We start from the raw sequence: 17930 nt of genomic DNA on the forward strand, positions 1-17930 counted from the left end.
CGGTCGGCGCCGTCTGTCCGGTACGACCGCGTCACCCACATCGAGGTCATGCGGTGGCAGTTCTCCACATGGTCCGCCTGGGCGCCAGGACATCTGCATCCGCATGTCCGAGCACGACGAAGGCAACCGGATCACCCGCCGCGACCGGGCGTCACCACGAAGTGAGCCGGCCCCGCGGTGTTCTCGCGAGACCGGCCGGGCGGTCGTCTCCGCAACGGCTCTCGCACCGCTGTCGGTGCGGGCCCGGACAGTCCGCCCGGCAGGCCTCGGACTATCCGGCAGCGGCGGGTTCTGCCTGGTCCTCGCTCGCGGCCGCCGGCGCCGGGGAGTTGACGACCGTGTAGAACACGGAGGAGCCCTGCTTGGTGCGCTGTGCACCGCTCCTGGCCACAAGGTTCTCCAGAGTCGTACGGACGACCTTGGTCTGGATCCCCCGGTCGGGGTGGGACTTGCCCAGCGCCTCGGCGACTTCCGCCGCGGAGCGGGGTTCGCCCTGTTCCTCCAGGTGGCCGCGGACGAGGTCGATGAGTGTGGGCTGAGCCGCCTTGGGAGCAGCCTTCTTGGTGGGCTTGGCGGCGGGCTTGGCGGTGGACTTGGTGGCGGGCTTGGCGGTGGACTTGGTGGCGGGCTTGGAGGTGGACTTGGTGGCGGGCTTGGAGGTGGACTTGGCGGCGGGCGTGGCCGCCGGCGTGGCCGCGGTCTTCTTGGTGGACTGCTCCTCGGTCTCGCTCTGGTGCCCCGTTGCCGCCTTGGCCGTACGGCGCTTGGCGGGCTCGGCCGCGGACTTCTTGCGCGGGGCGGGCACGACCGGGCTTTCGGGCTCCGCGGTCGTCGTGCCGGCCGAGGCCTGGACACCGAGCGCCTGCTGCATGCTCACCAAGGTGACGTGGTCGCGCTGCAGGGTGGCCAACTGCTCCTGCAGGGCCGTGATCTCGGCTGTGATGCGTTCCTGTTCCTTGACGTTCTGTTCGAGGTCGCCTGCCACCTGATTGACGTAGTGCGACGTCAACTCCGTGACGGGTGCGGTGTTCTCAGGCATCTGTCCTCCATTCGCAACCGTGGTGCGCCCCCCGGCGGCCGGTTGCGGCATGCGGGGAGCAGAGCGGGGTACTGCGGGGTGCCCGAACCTGGATCATACGGGCCGGTAGGCCTGTTTCTACTTGGTTCAGCTCATACAACCCCCGCCACGGTGCAGTTCACGGAACCGTCGCCCGCGTCCGCACCGGGAACCCGCATCGTACGAGCCGCACGTCATGGTCGCCCGGCACCCACGTGTATGTGTGTCCCGACGGCCCTGAGTCATGTCACCGGGACGTGGCGGCGCGGACCTCTTCTGAGTGACCCCGCCGAGGTCGACGGCACATGATGATGTCTGCGGGGAACCAGGCCGGGAACGTCAGCGTCCATCCGGGCATCCGGGCATCCGGGCATCCGGGCATCCGGGCATCCGGGCATCCGGGCATCCGCAAGATCGTGAATGCTGACGGGAGAAGGAAACCGCACATGGCTGGAACAGCCCCCCGCTACCTGTACCTGGTACGGCACGCAGAGGCCTCGCCGGACGAGAGCGAGCTGACCGACACCGGCCGCCGACAGGCGGAACTCCTGGGTGTGCGGCTTCGCGACAGCCCTCTCGCGGTCATCCACCACGGCCCGTTGCCGCGGGCGGAGCAGACCGCACGGCTGATCGGCGACCAGTTGGACGGCGTTCCCGTGCAGCCCTCGGAGCCGGCCGGTGACTACCTGCCCCACCTGCCGACCAGAGAAGAACTGCCGGCGGAATTCGCCGACGCCATGCTCGACCGGATCGCCGGATTCCCGGCCGAGGAGTGGGAGAACGGGCCGGGACTGGCACGCAGGGCTCTCGCCCGGTTCACCGGACCGGTCAGCGGCGACGAACCCCGGCACGAGCTGATCGTCACGCACAACTTCCTCGTCGCCTGGCTCGTCCGGGACGCCCTGGACGCACCGGCCTGGCGCTGGATGGGACTCCACCACGGCAACGCCTCGCTGACCGTCATCCGCTACGCACCCGACCGCCCCGCCTCCGTCCTGTTCCACAACGACATGGGCCACCTTCCGCCGGAACTGCGCTGGACCGGCTTCCCACCCGAACTGCGCGCCTGAGGGCCCGTACGACCGCCGGGCGCCGGGGTGGCCGCGGCCGTCAGGGCCCGGACGGCTGCGGGGCGTGAGCACGGACCGCGGCCGCCACTGCGGCATCATGCGCCTGGCCCCGGGCTTCCAGCCCCCTGACGACACCGTCGATGTTCTGCCCCGGCTGGTTCTGACTGAGCTTGAACTTCGCCTCGACGCGGTGGATGACCACTTCGACGCCCACGACCGCGCGCAGCCGCCCCGCGATGTACGCCGCGGGGGCCTGGTCGACGGACCACGGTTCGGCGCCCGCGGCTTCGTGCCGGTCGGTCAGACGGCGCATCTGTGCTTCGATCCAGGCCGGGTCGTCGTGCACCACCAGTTGCCCGTAGACGTGCGCGGCCACGTAGTCCCAGGTCGGTACCACCCGGTGGTGCTCGGTCTTCGTCGCGTACCACGTCGGGCTGATGTACGCCTCGGGTCCCCGGACGATCACCATGGCCTCGCCCCGCACCGGCTCGCGCCACTGGTCGTTGCCGCGGGCCATGTGCCCGATCAGCGCGCCGTGCTCACCCGCGTCCGGGTCGTACTCGAAGGGCAGCAGGGTGGCCAGCAGGCCCTCGCGGTCATGGTGACCAGGTCGGCGGCGCCCTGGTGGGCCAGCAGTTCACGGACTGCGGCCTCGTCGGGCGCGAAGTGTCGGGGCACGTACACGGGGGCGGTCAGCCTTTCCAGCAATCATGACTAATCGGACGTTTGTGGGTGTCGTGGCGTAAGGCCCAAGAGCCGTCGGCCATCGCTGTGGCGCTACAGGGGGTTCTCGCGCAGCCAGGTCAGGACCTGCTGGGCGTGTTCGTCCGGCGGGAAGACCGGGTAGAAGGCGTGCTCGATCACGCTGTCGCGCAGGACGAGGGTCAGCCGCTTGAACAGCCTGGTCCCGCCGACCTCGAACGTGGGCAGAGCGAGGGCGTCGGCCAGGGCGAGCGCGGGGTCGGAGAGCATCCCGAAAGGCAGCCCGAGCCGTTCCATGACCTCGTTCTGGTAGTCGGTGTCCTGGCTGGACAGTCCGTAGACGCGGCCGGCGCCGGCTTCGAGGAGGTCCTGGTAGTGGTCGCGGAAACCGCATGTCTCGGGTGTGCAGCCGCGGGCTCCGGGGATGGAGTTCCAGCCCTCGGGCAGATCGGTGCCGGGACGGCCGGTGAGGGGGTAGACGTAGATCACCGTGCGGCGGGGCCCGAACGTGTCCAGGCCGATCGCCCTGCCCGCCGTGTCGGTCAGGGCGATCGACGGCACCCGGGTGCCCGGCAGGTGGTCCGCGGCGCCGTCGTCCTGCGGGACGGGCAGGTCCGGGGGCAGGGTCAGGTAGTGCCCGCCCGCGGCTCCCGAGTCCTCGGGTGGCGCGACGGTGCTGCCCCGGTGGGCGGCCGCCTCGAGGCTCGCGATCAGCGTCGCGCGGCGGGCGGTCAGGGCCTCGATGCGTTCGGTGAGTTCGTCGATGGCCTCGCGGTAGCTCGCCAGCGAGGCGGGGCAGTCGTCGGCGTGCGGGCTTCCGGCCGCCAGGCACTCGAGGAAGGGCCGGGTGCCTTCGACGGGGATCCCCAGCCGGTGCAGGGCCTTGATCTCCCGCACGAGGCGTACGTCGTCCCCGGTGTAGTCCCGGTAGCCGTTGGCGAGGCGCTCGGGTGTGATCAACCCCAGCCCCTCGTAGTACCGCACCGCCTTCGTCGTCACCCCGGCCCGACGTGCCAGCTCACTGATCCTCATGCCGTTCACCTCGCTCGTACGCTAAACCCTGCCCTCCGGGGCAAGGTCAAGCGCCGGTGCCAGGGTCCGCGGTGCGAGCCGCGGATCCGCCCGGCGGGGGCTCCGGTGGGCCTCGGCCGGCTCCCCGGCGCGCACATGGGGGCCGGGGGTCACCCCTGTGACCAGGTAAGGGAAAATAGTTGCCCTGTGAAACCAAAATCGTGCGAAAGGTCCTCCATGCCGCACCTCGCCATCGACTACTCCTCCCGGCTGGCCGGCGTCCTCGACCCGAGCGCCCTGGTGCGGGAGCTGCACCCGCTCGTGGTCGAGGAATCCGGTACGACGGGCGTGTGCAAGACGCTGCTGCGTCCGGTGGAGACGTACGTCGGCGACGGAGCGAGCGGCGACACCGTGTTCGTGCACGTCGAGGTGGGCCTCATGCCGGGCCGGCCCGAGGCGCAGAAGGCACGCCTCGCCGAGGGCATCCTGGCCCTGCTCGCCGAGCATCTGCCGCTGGACGACGAGGACGGGGCGGTCTTCTCCGTGGAGGTGCGGGACCTGGCCGCCTCCTACCGTCTGTCCCCCTCCGCGCCGGCACACGCCAAGAGCCGCCTCCTCGAACGATGTTGATCCTCGGTCACTACGATGTGAGGTTCAAGACAACCATGCGACCGGCCCGTTGCACGCGAGCCGGTCGGGGTCGCCGATGCCAGGGACCGCTCCCCGGGTTGCGGTGATCTTCCTGCCCCAGGAGGACCTTCCGCATGTTTCGACGAATAGGCAACACGGTCGTCCGACATCCCGTCTGGACGATCGTGGCATGGCTGATCGCCGCGGTGGCGATCGTGGCCACCGCCCCCAGTCTGCCCTCGAACAGCGACGAGAGCAGTTTCCTGCCCAAGAGTTACGAGTCCATCAAAGCGGCGGACCTCCAGGAGAAGGCGTTCCCCAGCGCCTTCACCCCGTCCGCGATCGCGCTGTACCAGCGCACCGACGGCGGCAAACTGACCGCCGCCGACCAGCAGGACGTCGCCCGGATCACCTCAGAACTGGGCAAGAAGCACATCGACCAGGTGCAGAAGGTCGTCCCCGGCCAGCCGTCGAAGGACGGCAGGTACGCCCTGACCCTGGTGCAGATGGACAGCAAGAACGCCGGCCAGCCCAAACAGGCCGACGCCGCCGAGGTGCTGCGCAAGGACGTCAAGGAACTCGCCAAAGGCACCCATCTCGAGGTCAAGCTCGGCGGCTCCGCCGCGCAGGCCCTCGACCAGGAGGACTCCTCCAAGCGAGGCGAGGCGCTGATCGGCATCGGCACCTTCGTCATCATCCTGGTGACCCTGCTGATCATCTTCCGGGCGCCGATCCTGGCCGTACTGCCGCTGATCCTCATCGGCCTGGTGTCCGCCATCGCCAACGGGCTCATCGCGTACGCCACCAAGCTGTTCGACCTGCAGGCCAACAGCTCGATCTCGTCGATCCTGATCGTCGTGCTGTTCGGCGTGGGCACGGACTACTTCCTGTTCCTGATGTTCCGTTACCGCGAACGTCTGCGCGCCGGCGACGAGCCGAAGCAGGCCATGGTGAACGCGGTGGACCGGGTCGGCGAGGCCATCGCCTCGGCCGCGGGCGCGGTCATCATCGCCTTCCTCGCGCTGGTGCTGTCCACACTCGGCTTCCTCAAGCAGATGGGCCCGGCGCTCGCCATCGCCGTGGCCGCCACCCTGATCGCGGGCCTGACCCTCATCCCGGCCGTGGTCTCCCTCATCGGGCCGAAGGTGTTCTGGCCCTCCAAGTCCTGGCGCAAGGAGCCGGACAACGCCCGTTTCGCCGCCCTCGGCCGCGGCGTGCAGCGCCGCCCGGCGTTGACCGCCGCGCTGTCCGGCCTCGTCCTGCTCGTGCTGTCGCTCGGCACCCTCGGTTTCAACGCCACGTTCGATCTGGCGTCGGGCTCCATGCCCAAGACCAAGGAGTCCATGGTCGTCCAGGACGAGATGCAGAAGGCGTACTCGGCGGGCGCCGCGGCACCCACCGACGTCTACCTGTCCAGCACCGACGGCAAGCCGCTGGACAAGGCCGCCTTCGACGCGTACGCGCAGAAGCTCGGGGCCGTGGACGGCGTCGCGAACGTCCGCATGAGCCAGGTGAACAAGGCGGGCACCACCGCCGACTTCACCGTCACGCTCAAGTACGAGGCGTCGACGGACAAGGCGATCGGCGCGGTGGAGCGGGTGCGCGACGTCGCCCACTCCGACGCCCCTGACGGCACCGAGGCCCTCGTCGGCGGCATGTCCGCGATCTTCAAGGACATCGACACCGCGGTCAACCACGACTACCGGACCGTCTTCCCCGTCGCCGCCGTACTGATCATGATCATCCTGGGGCTGCTGCTGCGCAGCGTGGTCGCCCCCTGGTACCTGATCGCCTCGGTGGGTCTGGGCTTCGGTGCCACCCTCGGCGCCACCGTGTGGATCTTCCAGGAGGGGCAGGGGCACCCGGGCCTGATGTTCATGCTCCCGGTGATCATGTATCTCTTCGTGGTCGCCATCGGCACGGACTACAACATCCTGATGATCGCCCGGTTGCGTGAGGAGGCCCGTGAGGGCCGCGAGCCGCGCGAGGCGGCCGGCATGGCGCTGCGGCACGCCGGGCCCACCGTGGCAGCGGCCGGCTTCATCCTGGCGGCGACCTTCGCCACGATGATGCTTGCGGGCAACTCGCTGCTCACGGAGATGGGTTTCGCGGTCTCCTTCGGCATCGCCGTGGCTGCCTTCGTCATGGCGATGTTCTTCACCCCGAGCCTCACCGCGCTGATCGGGCACGCGGCGTGGTGGCCGGGGCACGGGGACCGGGCGGAGGCGCCTGCAGCCGGCGCGGGCACCGCGTCCGACGGTGCCGGTCCGGCGCACGGCGCGGACGGCCAGGACACCGGCGCCCGCGATCCGGCCGGGCGCCGCAGGTAGGGCCTGTCCACCGGGCGCCGGCGGGACCGGCCGGGAGGCGTCGTCGCCCGGCGCCGGCCCGGTCCGGAACCCGCGGCCCGGCGGCTCCGGTGCGCTCTGCGCTGCCGGTGCCACCGGGCCGCCGTGTTCGTGTCGGGCACAGCCCGGGCGGCCGCACCAGGGGGCTGCCCGGCCAGGCCGCGGGGCCCGGCCGGGCCGCTCCACCGGTGTCCCGCCCCCGCCCACCAGGGCCTGTCCGACACTTCGCGTCGTCGCCCGGAGGGCGGCCGCGCGGCGTCAGGTGCGGCGAGAGTGCGTGCATGGCGTCGCGCGGCAGCCGGGAAGTGTCAGACACGCTGCGGGTCAATACACCTGCCGGGCCTCGGCACAGGGCCTCGGCGCCGGGCGGGGGAGGCGGTCAGGCGCGTGCGCCGCCGTCGACGCGCAGCACCGTGCCGGTCACGAAGGACGACCGGTCGCTCAGGAGCCATGCGGCGGCCTGGGCGATCTCCTCGGGGTCGGCGCCGCGGCCCAGCGGGATCAGCGTCCTGAGCCGGTCCTGAAGACCCGGAGACGCCGCTTCCCAGGTGCGGATCATCTCCGTCCGCGTGAAGCCGGGGGCGATCGCGTTGACCCGGATTTCTTCCGGCGCGTAGGTGACGGCTGCCGACTCGGTGAGGCTGTTCACCGCCCGCTTCATGGCACCGTACGCGGGCAGCTCGGGGTTGCCCCTGAGGCTGCCGACGGACGAGTTGTTCACGATGGCGCCCGCACCGGCGGTGGCACGGATGGCGGCGACCTGGGCGACCATGGCCAGCCAGACGCCCTTGAGGTTGACCCTGTAGACATGGTCGAACTCGGCCTCCGGCAGTTGGTCCATCGGTCCCGGCGGCTGGATCGTCGCACCGTTGTTGAAGGCGATGTCGAGCCGGCCGTACAGGTCCACGGCACGGTCCACGGCGGCGCCCACCGCGTTCCCGTCGGCCAGATCGCACACCACGTACTCCGCGGTGCCGCCCGCGGCCCCGACCTCCTCGGTCACCGCCTTCAGCTGGGCCTCCGTGCGCGCCGCGAGCAGCACCCGGGCACCCTCCCGGGCGAACAGCCGGGCCGCCGCGGCACCGATTCCCCGCCCGGCACCACTGATGAAGGCGACCTTGCCGGCCAGCAACCCCGGGCCGACGGTGGATGGGTAGGTGAGTGTGTTGTCCATGGCAGCGAGCCTGCGCCCCCGCGAGTGGCCCATCCAGGCACCAGCGGTACCTGGATCGGTCCGCGGCCCCTGCGCACACTGGGGGAGTGGACAGAGGAGAACTGGCGTCCTTCCTGCGCAGCCGACGAGAGCGCATCCGCCCTGCCGACGTGGGGCTCCCCGCCGGGCCGCGCCGCCGCACACCCGGACTGCGACGCGAGGAGGTGGCGCAGCTGGCGTTCATCTCGACGGAGTACTACACCCGGCTGGAACAGGCCCGCGGCCCGCGGCCGTCGCGCGAGGTGCTGGGGGGACTGGCCCGGGCGCTGCGCCTGTCGGACGCCGAACGCGACCACCTGCACCATCTCGCCGGCGCCCCGCCGAGCCCGCCGTCCGGGCCCCCGCGCGAGGTGCGGCAGAGCATCCTCGACCTGCTGCCCCGGCTGCCGCAGACCGCCGCCATCGTGACGTCGGCCGCGCTGGAGGTGCTGGCCTGGAACGATCTGGCCGCCGCCCTCATGGAGGACTTCTCGGCCGTGCCGCGACGCGAGCGCAATCTCGTCCGCCGTGTCTTCCTCGGGCCGCACCGCGAGGGCCGGCGCCTGTACGGCGTGTCCGACGCCGACGCCTTCGCACGCCGGGCGGCGCTGCGCCTGCGCGCCACCGCCGCCCGCTACCCGGACGATCCCGAGGTGACCGGGCTGGTCCGGGAACTGCGCGCCGGGAGCGAGGAGTTCGACCGGCTGTGGGCCTCCCACGACGTGGTCGATCAGCCCACCCTGCGCAAGACGTTCCGGCACCCCCTGGTAGGCCCGGTCACCGTCGACTGCGATGTCCTCGACCTCACCGACCGGGACCAGCAGGTCGTGCTCCACACCGCCACCCCCGGCTCCTCGTCCGAGGAGGCACTTCGGCTGCTGTCGGTCATCGGCACCGAGCGCATGGACGCGGCCCGCTGAGCCACGCGGACCTTCGGCCGCCCGGACAGCGACCCGCCCGGCCGGATCGGCCCTGAAGCACTGGCCCGCGCGGCCGCACCGGCGAGCGGCGGTGGTGACACCGCAGGGTGCCCGCGTCGCTCAGGGGTGTCAGCAACATGTGGGCGCTGAACCGGTGCCGAGGCCGAAGAGACGGGTCGCGTACTCGGCTTGAAGCGCCGGAAACGCCGTGCCCGCCATGCCGCTCAGGAGGGCAGCAGGCGCAGGGCGTACAGGGCGGCCCCCAGGTCGGCGAGGGCGATCGGGTCGGAGAGCGGACGCCCCGTCAACTCGGCGATGCGGCGCAGCCGGTAGCGCACCGTGTTCGGATGGACGAAGAGCCGTTCCGCGGTCTCGGCGGCCCCACCGCCCGAGGTGAACCAGTGCGCGAGCGTCTGCAGCAGCCGGGCGCGCTCTGCCTCCGGCAGTGCGAGGAGCGGACCCAGGGACACCTCGACCAGCCGGCTCGCCTCCGCCGGGGCCGCCGCGACCAGCATGGCCAGCGGGCTGTCGTCGAAGCGGGTGACCCCCGGCCCGTCACCGGGCGGTCCGGTCAGGGCGAGCCGGGCGAAACGCAGTGCCTGTGGTGTCTCCCGCAGCGTGTCGAACGTGGGGCTGACACCGACCCGCGCACGCCGGCGGCGCAGCGCCCGCAGACTCACCGACTCCGCGTCGCGGTGCGCGAGCGCGACCAGACCGATCTGCTGGTCGGGCAGCAGCCGCCAGACCGACGGCACCCCGGACCGGCGCAGTGCCGCCTCGATACCGGGCAACGGCTCCTGGCCGGGATCCGGCACGGACGCGGCCACGACCGCGTACGGGCCGCGCTCCGGCAGACCGAGCTGCCGGGCCGCCTCCCACGGCGTCGTACGGTCGGCGAGGGCGCCGGTGAACAGCGCCTCGGCCAGTGCCGAGCGGCGCGCCTCGCGTTGCAGCGCAAGCTCCGCGCTGGCCTCCCGGTAGGCGGCCGCCACGGCCTCCGCGTAGCGGCCGAACAGCGCCCAGATCTCCGACGAACCGGCCACCAGTTCGGCGTCCGTGACGTCCGGGTGTCTGCGGGCCTCGTCGACCAGCTGCGACCAGAGGAACTCGAAACCGACCCGGTAGGCGTGCAGGGTGTCCGCCAGGGGCACGCCCTGCTCGGCACGCAGGCGCCCCGTCTGCTGCGCGGCCCCCACGTCGGGCCCGGCACCGAACGCGAAACGCGCGAGGATCAGGTCGGCGTTGCCCTGGCAGGACTCCCTGAGCGACGAGAAGGGGATGAGCGCGTCATCGGCGTACGACTCGACCTCCGCCCGGATGCGCTCGGCCATCCGCTCACCCAGCTCCGGAAGCCGCGTGCGCAGGGCGGCACCCACACTCGACAGACCCATACCCGCAGCGTACGGCCGCTCGATTGGTTCCGGGAACAACACCGGGACGCCTGAACTGTCGGCGCCGCCATGGACGCCCGCGCACGTGCGCGCCACCATGCCGTGAGCGTTGACGACGGGACCTCGTGAACGCCGAGAGCACGCATGCAAGGAGGCATGGATGGCCAACCTGGCGGAATTCCTGGTGGACACGGCGCGACGACTGCCCGAGCGCCCGGCACTGCGGCTGGGCACGGTGACCACCATGACCACCACCTACGCCGAGCTGGACCGGCTCAGCGCCCAGGCCGCGGCCCTGCTGCACACCGAGGGCGTACGCGCCGGCGACCGGGTCGCGCTGATGCTGCCGAACGTGCCCGAGTTCGTCGTCCTGTACTACGCCGTCCTCCGCGTCGGCGGGATCGTCGTGCCGATGAACCCGCTGCTGAAGGAGCGCGAGACCGAGTACCACCTGCGGGACTCCGGGGCCGTGCTCCTCTTCGAGTGGCATCAGGCGCCCGGTGAGGGTACCGCGGGCGCCGCCGCAGCCGGGGTGCGGCACCTCGCGGTGGAACCCGCCGCCTTCGCCGCCGAACTCGCGCGCCTGGAGCCGCGGTACGCCATGGCCGCCACCGCCGCGGACGACATCGCCGTACTGCTCTACACCTCGGGCACCACCGGCCGCCCCAAGGGCGCCGCGCTCACCCACGCCGGGATCCGCCACAACACCGAGGTCAACGTCAGCGAAGTGCAGCGGATGACGTCCGAGGACGTGATCGTCGGGTGCCTCCCGCTGTTCCACATCTTCGGGCAGACCTGCACGATGAACGTGGCCGTGCGCAGCGGGGCATCGCTCACCCTCGTGCCGCGCTTCGAGCCGCAGACCGTCCTCGACGCCATCGCGCGCGACCGGGCCACCGTCTTCGAGGGCGTGCCCACGATGTACGCCGCACTGCTCCAGCACCCGAAGGCCGCGGCGGCAGACGTGTCCAGCCTGCGCATGTGCATCTCGGGCGGCGCCTCCCTGCCCGTGGAGATCCTGCACGGTTTCGAGCGGCGCTTCGACTGCATGGTGCTGGAAGGCTTCGGCATGTCCGAGACCAGCCCGGTCGTCTCCTTCAACCACCCCGACCGCCCGCGCAAGGCCGGGTCCATCGGCACGCCCATCCGTGACGTGGAGGTCAGGTTGCTCGACGACACCGGCCGGGACGTCGCCCCGGGGGAGGTCGGTGAACTCGCCGTGCGCGGACCGAACCTGATGAAGGGCTACTGGAACCGTCCCGAGGAGACCGCCGCCGCCATCCCCGACGGCTGGCTGCGCACCGGCGACCTGGCCCGCCGGGACGAGGACGGCTACCTCTACATCGTCGACCGGAAGAAGGACCTCATCATCCGCGGCGGCTACAACGTCTACCCGCGCGAGATCGAGGAGGTCCTGCACGAGCACCCCGCGGTCGCCCTCGCCGCGGTCCTCGGCGTGCCGGACGAACGGCTCGGCGAGGAGGTGGCGGCCGCGGTCGTCCTGCGGCCCGGCGCGCCCACGCGGACACCGAGGAACTCCGGGGGTTCGTCCGCGACCGGGTCGCCGCCTACAAGTACCCGCGCCGGATATGGGTGACGGACGCCCTGCCCATGGGGCCGAGCGGCAAGATCCTCAAGCGGGAGATCGCCGCTCCGCCGACCTGAGGCAGCGGAGGGCGTCGATGAACAAGTTGTTCACAACATTCGGTTGACAGCAGGTCGTGTGCTCTTTCGTCATCGACTCATGGCATCGACGCCCGGTCACACCGATCCCTTCACGCCCCCGCAGCCCGAGCAGGCGCGGGCCCAACGGGTGTACACCTCCCTGTTCCGCATCGCCGAGCGGCACGCGGCCACGGACGAGCAGCGTCGTCGGCAGGTCCACCCCTCGGTCCTCGGGCCCCACGAGGCCGTCCGGCTCGTGTCGTTCCTGCTCAGCGGGGCCGCTCAACTCGACGACGGGGAGCCGGAGGTGGACCACGCCGACATCACCGCCGCGCTGAGTCTCGTGCCGCTGGTGCGGGCGGAGACGGACGAACTGGAAGCCTCGCTCCTGCAGATGGCACGCGGCCGCGGCATGACCTGGCACGAGATCGCCTTCGGACTCGGCCTCGGCACGCCCCAGGCCGCCAGGCAGCGCTATGAACGCCTGGCCGACCGCACAGCCGACAAGGACGACGCGCAGTAGCCGCTGCAAACCGTCGTTCGCGTCAGCGGATGTCGTGGTCCGGGTGGCTCCGGTCGTACGCGTCACGTGCCTCGGCGATGACGGACCGGTGCGCGAGGGACCAGTCGGCGAGCGCCTTGACCAGGTGTGTCAGGCCGGCCCCGGTCCCGGTCAGACGGTAGTCGACCTGGGCGGGGACGGTCGGGTACACGGTGCGCAGCACGAGGCCGTCGCGTTCCAGCCTGCGCACCGTGAGGGTCAGCATGCGCTGGGAGATGCCCTCGATCGCGCGCTGCAGTTCGCGGAACCTCCTCGGCCCGCCCGCGAGTTCGACGATCACGAGCACCGACCACTTGTCCCCGATGCGGTCCAGGACGTCGCGGATACCGCAGTCGGGGTGGTCCTCGCGCCCACAGGGTTCGAGGTCGGCGGGGTGGTGGTTACCCCGGTGTGCGTGACTGACATCAAACTGCCTTCTTGTGGCCGGCGCAGGGACGTTCGAGGATCACGCATGTTACCGATGTGCACCTCGACGGAAGACTGCGACTGACATGATTCTGGTGACCGGAGCGAACGGGAACCTCGGCTCGGCCACGCTCGCGGCGCTGCGTGCCCGCGGCGCCGCTGTGACGGGCGGCAGCCGGACCCCGGGCGAGGGGATGCGCCGGCTCGACTTCGACGACCGGGCGAGCCTCGACCTCGCCGGGGTGACGACGCTGGTCCTCATCTCGGCCGGCTACGCCGAGGACGACCAGGTCGTCGAGCGGCACGCGGCCGCCCTGGACGCCGCCGTGAGGGACGGTGTCCACCACGTCGTCTACACCAGCCTGACCGGGGCAGGCGACCATCTCGCCTTCGGCCTCGCGCACCGCGTGACCGAACGGCTGGTGCGCACCGGCGCATTGCCGTGGACGATCCTGCGCAACGGCCTCTACGCCGAACTCTTCGGCGCTCTTCTGATGTGGGGCGACGACGGTGTGGAGTCCGCGTTCGGCGACGGAGCCCTGGCCGCGGTCGCCCGGGCCGACCTCGTCGAGGCGGCGGCGACCGTCGCGGCGGACCCGGCACCGCACCGCGGGCGTACCTACGAACTCGTGGGCACGCCGATCACGGCCGGGCAGGTGGCCGACCGACTCGGAGTTCAGCACCGGACCATCGGCCTGGGCGAGTACCGGCGCAGGCTCCTGGAGGAGACACGGGGACTGCTGGCGTTCCAGCCGCCCATGCTGGCCTCGATCGCCACCGCGGTCCGGCACGGGTTCCTGGACGGCACCGCCCCCGACCTCGTGGACCTCCTCGGTCGCCCGCTCGGCGACCCACTCGCGACGGCCGCCGCGGCCGCGTCCGCCGCGCGGCCGAAGACGAGCGCCTAGCTCCACGACGGCCGCGGCCGCCAGGAACAGCCGGTCTCTGGCCGGTCCTGCGGCCTCCTGCTGGTGGCCGTGGTCCTCGCGTCACACCCCAGGAGAGCCATCGACACGGATAAGTCGCGGATCAGGGGAAATTGGCTCAGTTTTCCATGGATGATGAGAAATGTGGGCCTGTCGACCTTGCTTTCGGTCGCCATCCCGTCTCCAGTGCCCCGATCCTTCAGCCGCGCACCCAGCTCCTCGAAAGCTTTGCTGATTCGGATGCTCGTTCGCACTGGTTTGGGGGCACACGGAGAGCAGAAGCACTGCTATCGGCAGGAGGCACTCATGATCGCCCTCGGCATCATCCTGCTCATCATCGGTTTCCTCACAGGCATATCGATCCTGTGGACCATCGGCATCATCCTTTTGGTGATCGGGGCCGTCCTGTGGATCCTGGGCTCCATGGGGCACGCGGTCGCCGGCCGACGGCATTACTGGTAGTCGAGCACACCTGGTGTCACCGGTGTCGCCGGAGCGGGTCACTCGGTCCGCTCCGGCGCCATGACGGCGGTTCGCGTCTCAGGCGCGGACCAGCGGGGTGTCGACGAGGTGCTCGGCCAGGAACCACGCCTGCAGTTCCCCGGTCCTGATGACCTGCGAGACGAGCAGGTCGTTCGTGCCGTCGTCGCCCAGCTCCGCGGTGCGGGCCGCGGCGTCGTGGGCGTCGATCAGGATGCTCTCGTGGGCCTCCAGCAGCCGTGACAGCATGGCCGGAACCTCCTCCACGCCGTCCGGAGGCCGCGGGATCGACGTGATCTCGGCGACGTGCCGGGGGTCGCCCACCGCGACACCGCCCAGGGACTGGACCCGTTCCGCGATGGTGTCGACCAGTTCGAGCTGTTCCCCGGCGTGCTTGTCCAGCACCAGGTGCAGTTGGTAGAAGGTCGCGCCGCGCATCAGCCAGTGGTGCTTCTTGTAGAGGCCGTAGAGGATCTGCGTGTCCGCGAGGACCTTGTTCAGGCGCTGGCAGGAGTACATCCGGGCTTCGTAGGACAGCCCGAGCGGGAACTGCTTGACCGTCCCGAACTCCTGGATGACCTCGCCCTTCTGATGCGACCACGGCTGGCTGCTGCTCGTGGGCCGGGGACTGCTGGTCATGGTGCGCCTCCTGCGGTGCCGTGCTGTGCGTACCCGGGAGACGCTAGGTGCTTCCAGACGGGTGGCTTGTCCGCCAGCGCACGCCCTGATGCCCGTCGGTGCACTGCTCACCACCGCGGCGCCGACGGGGCGGCAACCACCGGTGAAGTCGGCGAACGTGGGCACGCGGACAGGAGTGATCTTCGTTGTCGTCCTAGGGAGGGGAAGCCCGGCATGACCGTACCGGCAGGCCGTGTCCGACGCCCGCACGGCGATCGGCGCTTCGATCTGCGCACGACCGCCCTGTTCTTCGTCCTTCTGGCGATCATCCTGTGCGCCATGACGTTCCTGGCCCGCATGGCGGTGAGCGTGGTGGAACGCCGCCCGGTCTGGGCCGGGTTGCTCGCCCTGACGGGCATCGCGGTGGTGCTCATGTCCGGGAACCGGTGGCGGAGGCTGTCCGCCGCGCGATATGCGCGTCGTGCCGCGCAGGCGCTGGAGGAGGCGGCCGAGACCGCGTCCGACAGCCTGTGCACTGCGCGGGTGGCCGAAGCGGCACCGTCCGCCGCTCCGGTCGGTGCGGGGGAGGAGGAGGCCACCGCTGTCCTCGAACAGACGGTGGACTGTGCCGCACTCGACCCTGACGGTTTCGAACGGGCCATAGCCGACCTGTGCGCGCGCGACGGCTGCCGGCAGGTCGAAGCGGTGGGCGGCGCGGGCGATCTGGGCGCGGACGTCATGGCGGTCACCCCGGACGGGCGGCGCGTGGTCATCCAGTGCAAGCGCTACGGCGACACCCACAAGGTCGGCTCGCAGGACATGCAGCGATTCGGCGGCACCTGCTTCACCGTCCACGAGGCCGACGTCGCGGTGGTGGTCACGACGAGCGACTTCACCGCCCCCGCCCTCGAGTACGCGCGGCAGTGCGGGATCGTGTGTGTCGACGGCGAGGAGCTGAGCGCCTGGTGGGACGGCACGGGGTTCCGGCCCTGGGACATGGTGGTCACGGACACCTGATGCACGGTGTCCGGCTGGTGGGCCCTCGTCCCGATCCGGCGCTCGGCCCGCGGGACTTGGGCGCGCGGTTCGGCCGAGCGGTACGCGCGGAGCGCTCGTACCGCTCGGCCGGGCCCGCAGGCCCCGTCGCTCAGTGGCGGGCCGCCTCGGGGGCGCGTCGCACTCCCGAGGCGGCCGGCAGCGCGCCGACGACGCACAGCACACCGGCGGTCAGCACGGAGGTGTGGACGCCGTTCATGAAGGCCTGGTGGCTGCCCTCGACGACGGCGGCCCTCACCGGGGCGGGCAGATCGCCGGGGACCGGGGCGACGCCCATCGCCACCGCGTCCTTCGCCTGGTTCAGGCCCGCTGCGGCGCGCGCCGGCACACCCGCGGAGGTGAGTTCACCGGTCAGCGTGGAACCGACGCGGCTGCTGATGAGCGAGACGAGCACGGAGGTGCCGAGCGCCCCGCCGATCTGCAGGGCGGTGGCCTGCAGGCCACCCGCCACCCCGCCGTCCTTGACCGGCGCGTTGCCGACGATGGCGTCGGAGGAGGACGACATCACCATGCCCACACCCAGGCCGAGCGCGATGAACGGCGGCCACATCGTGGTGTACGACGAGTCCGTGCTCCAGCCGAGCATGACGAAGCAGGCCACCGCCTGGAGCACCATCCCGAGGGGCATGGTGAACCGGGGCCCGTACCGCTCCGTGAGCGCCGCGCCCAGCGGGGAGGCCACGACCGAGGCGAGACTCAGCGGCAGGGTGCGCACACCGGCCTCGACGGGGGTGAACCCGCGCACGTTCTGCAGGTAGAGCATGACGAAGAAGATCACGCCGAGCAGCACGAAGAAGTTCAGCGCGGTGATGACCGTGCCGATGGTCAGCGCCGGGTTGCGGAACAGGCGCATCGGCAGCAGCGGTGCCGCGACACGGGTCTCGTAGAGGCCGAAGGCCAGCAGGACCACCACGCCGGCCGCCATGGCACCCAGCGTGCCGCCGGAAGTCCAGCCCCAAGTCTCGCCCTTGACCACGCCGAACACCACGGCGAGCAGTCCGAGCGCCAGCAGCACGACCCCGACGACATCGAACTTCTCGCCGGCCGCGGCGGTGTTCCTGCTCTGCGGCAGGACCAGCATGCTGAAGACGAGCGCGATGACGCTGATGGGTGCGTTGACGTAGAAGACGGACTCCCAGCTGACGTGCTGCACCAGCAGGCCGCCGACGATGGGGCCGAGGGCGGTGGAGACGGAGGAGACCATCGCCCAGATACCGACCGCCATGCCGAACTTCTTCGGCGGGAAGACGGCACGCAGCATGCCGAGGGTGTTCGGCATCAGCAGGGCACCGAAGAAGCCCTGCAGCGCACGGAAGACGATGACGCCCGTGATGGATCCGGACAGGCCGATGGCGACGGACGCGGCGGTGAAACCGGTGACACCGATCAGGTAGAAGGTACGGCGCCCGAACCGGTCGCCCAGCTTGCCGCCGAGGATCAGGGCCGCGGCGAGAGCCAGCAGATAGGCGTTGGTGACCCACTGCAGGTCGGCGGTGGAGGCGTGGAGATCACGGCCGATCTCCGGGTTGGCGATGGAGACGACGGAGCCGTCGAGGCCCACCATGAAGAGGCCGAAGGCGACGGCGATCAGGGTCAGCCACGGGTTGGCCCGCCTGCCGCCGGGTCGTTCCGTGGGCGGGGCATGGGTGGGCAGGGTGGAAGGGGTGACGGAGGGCATGCCTGTCCTTCGTAGGTCATGACGGAAGCGTGGGCGGGGTGTGCCCCGTCCACGGGAATGCGGGAACCCGGCGACCGGGGATGCCGGTCGGGGGAGGAACCGGCTCGCGAGCGTGGGGGGGGGGGGGGGGGGGGGGGGGGGGCGGGGGCGCCGCCCGGCCCGGGGGGGGGGGGCGCCCGGAGCGCCGCCCCACCCCCCCCAAACCCCCCCACCGCCCCC

At 71.3% G+C, this 17930-nt stretch carries 15 protein-coding genes and 2 pseudogenes; 9 read left to right on the forward strand and 8 right to left on the reverse strand.

The window, feature by feature from the left end; genetic code table 11:
- Positions 1-271 precede the first annotated feature (271 nt).
- Complete coding sequence (locus ACGFRF_RS21975) at positions 272-1039, reverse strand: hypothetical protein (protein ID WP_393742355.1); 768 nt, start codon at positions 1037-1039, stop codon at positions 272-274.
- A 464-nt stretch (positions 1040-1503) separates the two neighbouring features.
- Between ACGFRF_RS21975 and ACGFRF_RS21980 the strand changes: the two genes are divergently transcribed.
- A complete protein-coding gene (locus ACGFRF_RS21980; protein WP_393742357.1) occupies positions 1504-2127 on the forward strand; it encodes a histidine phosphatase family protein in 624 nt (207 codons plus the stop codon).
- Positions 2128-2167: 40 nt separating this feature from the next.
- Here ACGFRF_RS21980 and ACGFRF_RS21985 read toward each other — a convergent pair whose 3' ends face one another.
- Both ACGFRF_RS21985 and ACGFRF_RS21990 read right to left on the reverse strand, forming a co-directional pair.
- A complete protein-coding gene (locus tag ACGFRF_RS21985) occupies positions 2168-2713 on the reverse strand; it encodes an FMN-binding negative transcriptional regulator (protein ID WP_393742694.1) in 546 nt (181 codons plus the stop codon).
- Positions 2714-2904: 191 nt separating this feature from the next.
- Positions 2905-3861, reverse strand: a complete 957-nt coding sequence (locus ACGFRF_RS21990) for a MerR family transcriptional regulator (protein WP_393742359.1) — start codon at positions 3859-3861, stop codon at positions 2905-2907.
- A 216-nt stretch (positions 3862-4077) separates the two neighbouring features.
- On the opposite strand from ACGFRF_RS21990, the gene ACGFRF_RS21995 reads away from it, so the two are divergent.
- Positions 4078-4470, forward strand: coding sequence for a 5-carboxymethyl-2-hydroxymuconate Delta-isomerase (locus ACGFRF_RS21995; protein ID WP_393742361.1), 393 nt, complete (start codon positions 4078-4080; stop codon positions 4468-4470).
- A gap of 134 nt (positions 4471-4604) precedes the next feature.
- Positions 4605-6800: an MMPL family transporter gene (locus ACGFRF_RS22000; protein ID WP_393742363.1), complete on the forward strand. Its 2196-nt coding sequence runs from the start codon at positions 4605-4607 to the stop codon at positions 6798-6800.
- Positions 6801-7197: 397 nt separating this feature from the next.
- On the opposite strand, the gene ACGFRF_RS22005 is transcribed toward ACGFRF_RS22000, so the two are convergent.
- Entirely contained in the window at positions 7198-7992 is a 795-nt protein-coding gene (locus ACGFRF_RS22005; protein WP_393742365.1) for an SDR family NAD(P)-dependent oxidoreductase, read from the reverse strand.
- 86 nt (positions 7993-8078) lie between these two features.
- Here ACGFRF_RS22005 and ACGFRF_RS22010 point away from each other — a divergent pair, with 86 nt between their 5' ends.
- Entirely contained in the window at positions 8079-8930 is an 852-nt protein-coding gene (locus ACGFRF_RS22010) for a helix-turn-helix transcriptional regulator (RefSeq protein WP_393742367.1), read from the forward strand.
- A gap of 224 nt (positions 8931-9154) precedes the next feature.
- Here ACGFRF_RS22010 and ACGFRF_RS22015 read toward each other — a convergent pair whose 3' ends face one another.
- A complete protein-coding gene (locus tag ACGFRF_RS22015; protein WP_393742369.1) occupies positions 9155-10321 on the reverse strand; it encodes a PucR family transcriptional regulator in 1167 nt (388 codons plus the stop codon).
- Between the two features lie 160 nt (positions 10322-10481).
- Between ACGFRF_RS22015 and ACGFRF_RS22020 the strand changes: the two are divergent.
- Positions 10482-11986 (forward strand): annotated as a pseudogene (locus ACGFRF_RS22020) (long-chain fatty acid--CoA ligase).
- A gap of 79 nt (positions 11987-12065) precedes the next feature.
- Positions 12066-12509: a DNA-binding protein gene (locus ACGFRF_RS22025; RefSeq protein WP_393742371.1), complete on the forward strand. Its 444-nt coding sequence runs from the start codon at positions 12066-12068 to the stop codon at positions 12507-12509.
- A gap of 22 nt (positions 12510-12531) precedes the next feature.
- Here the strand turns inward: ACGFRF_RS22025 and ACGFRF_RS22030 are convergent.
- Positions 12532-12953: pseudogene (locus ACGFRF_RS22030) on the reverse strand (winged helix-turn-helix transcriptional regulator).
- Positions 12954-13039: 86 nt separating this feature from the next.
- On the opposite strand from ACGFRF_RS22030, the gene ACGFRF_RS22035 reads away from it, so the two are divergent.
- Both ACGFRF_RS22035 and ACGFRF_RS22040 read left to right on the forward strand, forming a co-directional pair.
- Entirely contained in the window at positions 13040-13861 is an 822-nt protein-coding gene (locus tag ACGFRF_RS22035) for an NmrA family NAD(P)-binding protein (RefSeq protein WP_393742373.1), read from the forward strand.
- A gap of 324 nt (positions 13862-14185) precedes the next feature.
- Positions 14186-14341: a DUF6131 family protein gene (locus tag ACGFRF_RS22040; RefSeq protein WP_393742696.1), complete on the forward strand. Its 156-nt coding sequence runs from the start codon at positions 14186-14188 to the stop codon at positions 14339-14341.
- 78 nt (positions 14342-14419) lie between these two features.
- Here ACGFRF_RS22040 and ACGFRF_RS22045 read toward each other — a convergent pair whose 3' ends face one another.
- On the reverse strand, positions 14420-14998 hold the full coding sequence (locus tag ACGFRF_RS22045) for a Dps family protein (protein ID WP_393742375.1): 579 nt from the start codon (positions 14996-14998) through the stop codon (positions 14420-14422).
- A 213-nt stretch (positions 14999-15211) separates the two neighbouring features.
- On the opposite strand from ACGFRF_RS22045, the gene ACGFRF_RS22050 reads away from it, so the two are divergent.
- Entirely contained in the window at positions 15212-15994 is a 783-nt protein-coding gene (locus tag ACGFRF_RS22050; protein ID WP_393742377.1) for a restriction endonuclease, read from the forward strand.
- 130 nt (positions 15995-16124) lie between these two features.
- Here ACGFRF_RS22050 and ACGFRF_RS22055 read toward each other — a convergent pair whose 3' ends face one another.
- On the reverse strand, positions 16125-17711 hold the full coding sequence (locus ACGFRF_RS22055; RefSeq protein ID WP_393742379.1) for an MFS transporter: 1587 nt from the start codon (positions 17709-17711) through the stop codon (positions 16125-16127).
- Between the last annotated feature and the right edge of the window lie 219 nt (positions 17712-17930).

The organism is Streptomyces sp. NPDC048521, from assembly GCF_043199855.1.
Taxonomy (GTDB): domain Bacteria; phylum Actinomycetota; class Actinomycetes; order Streptomycetales; family Streptomycetaceae; genus Streptomyces.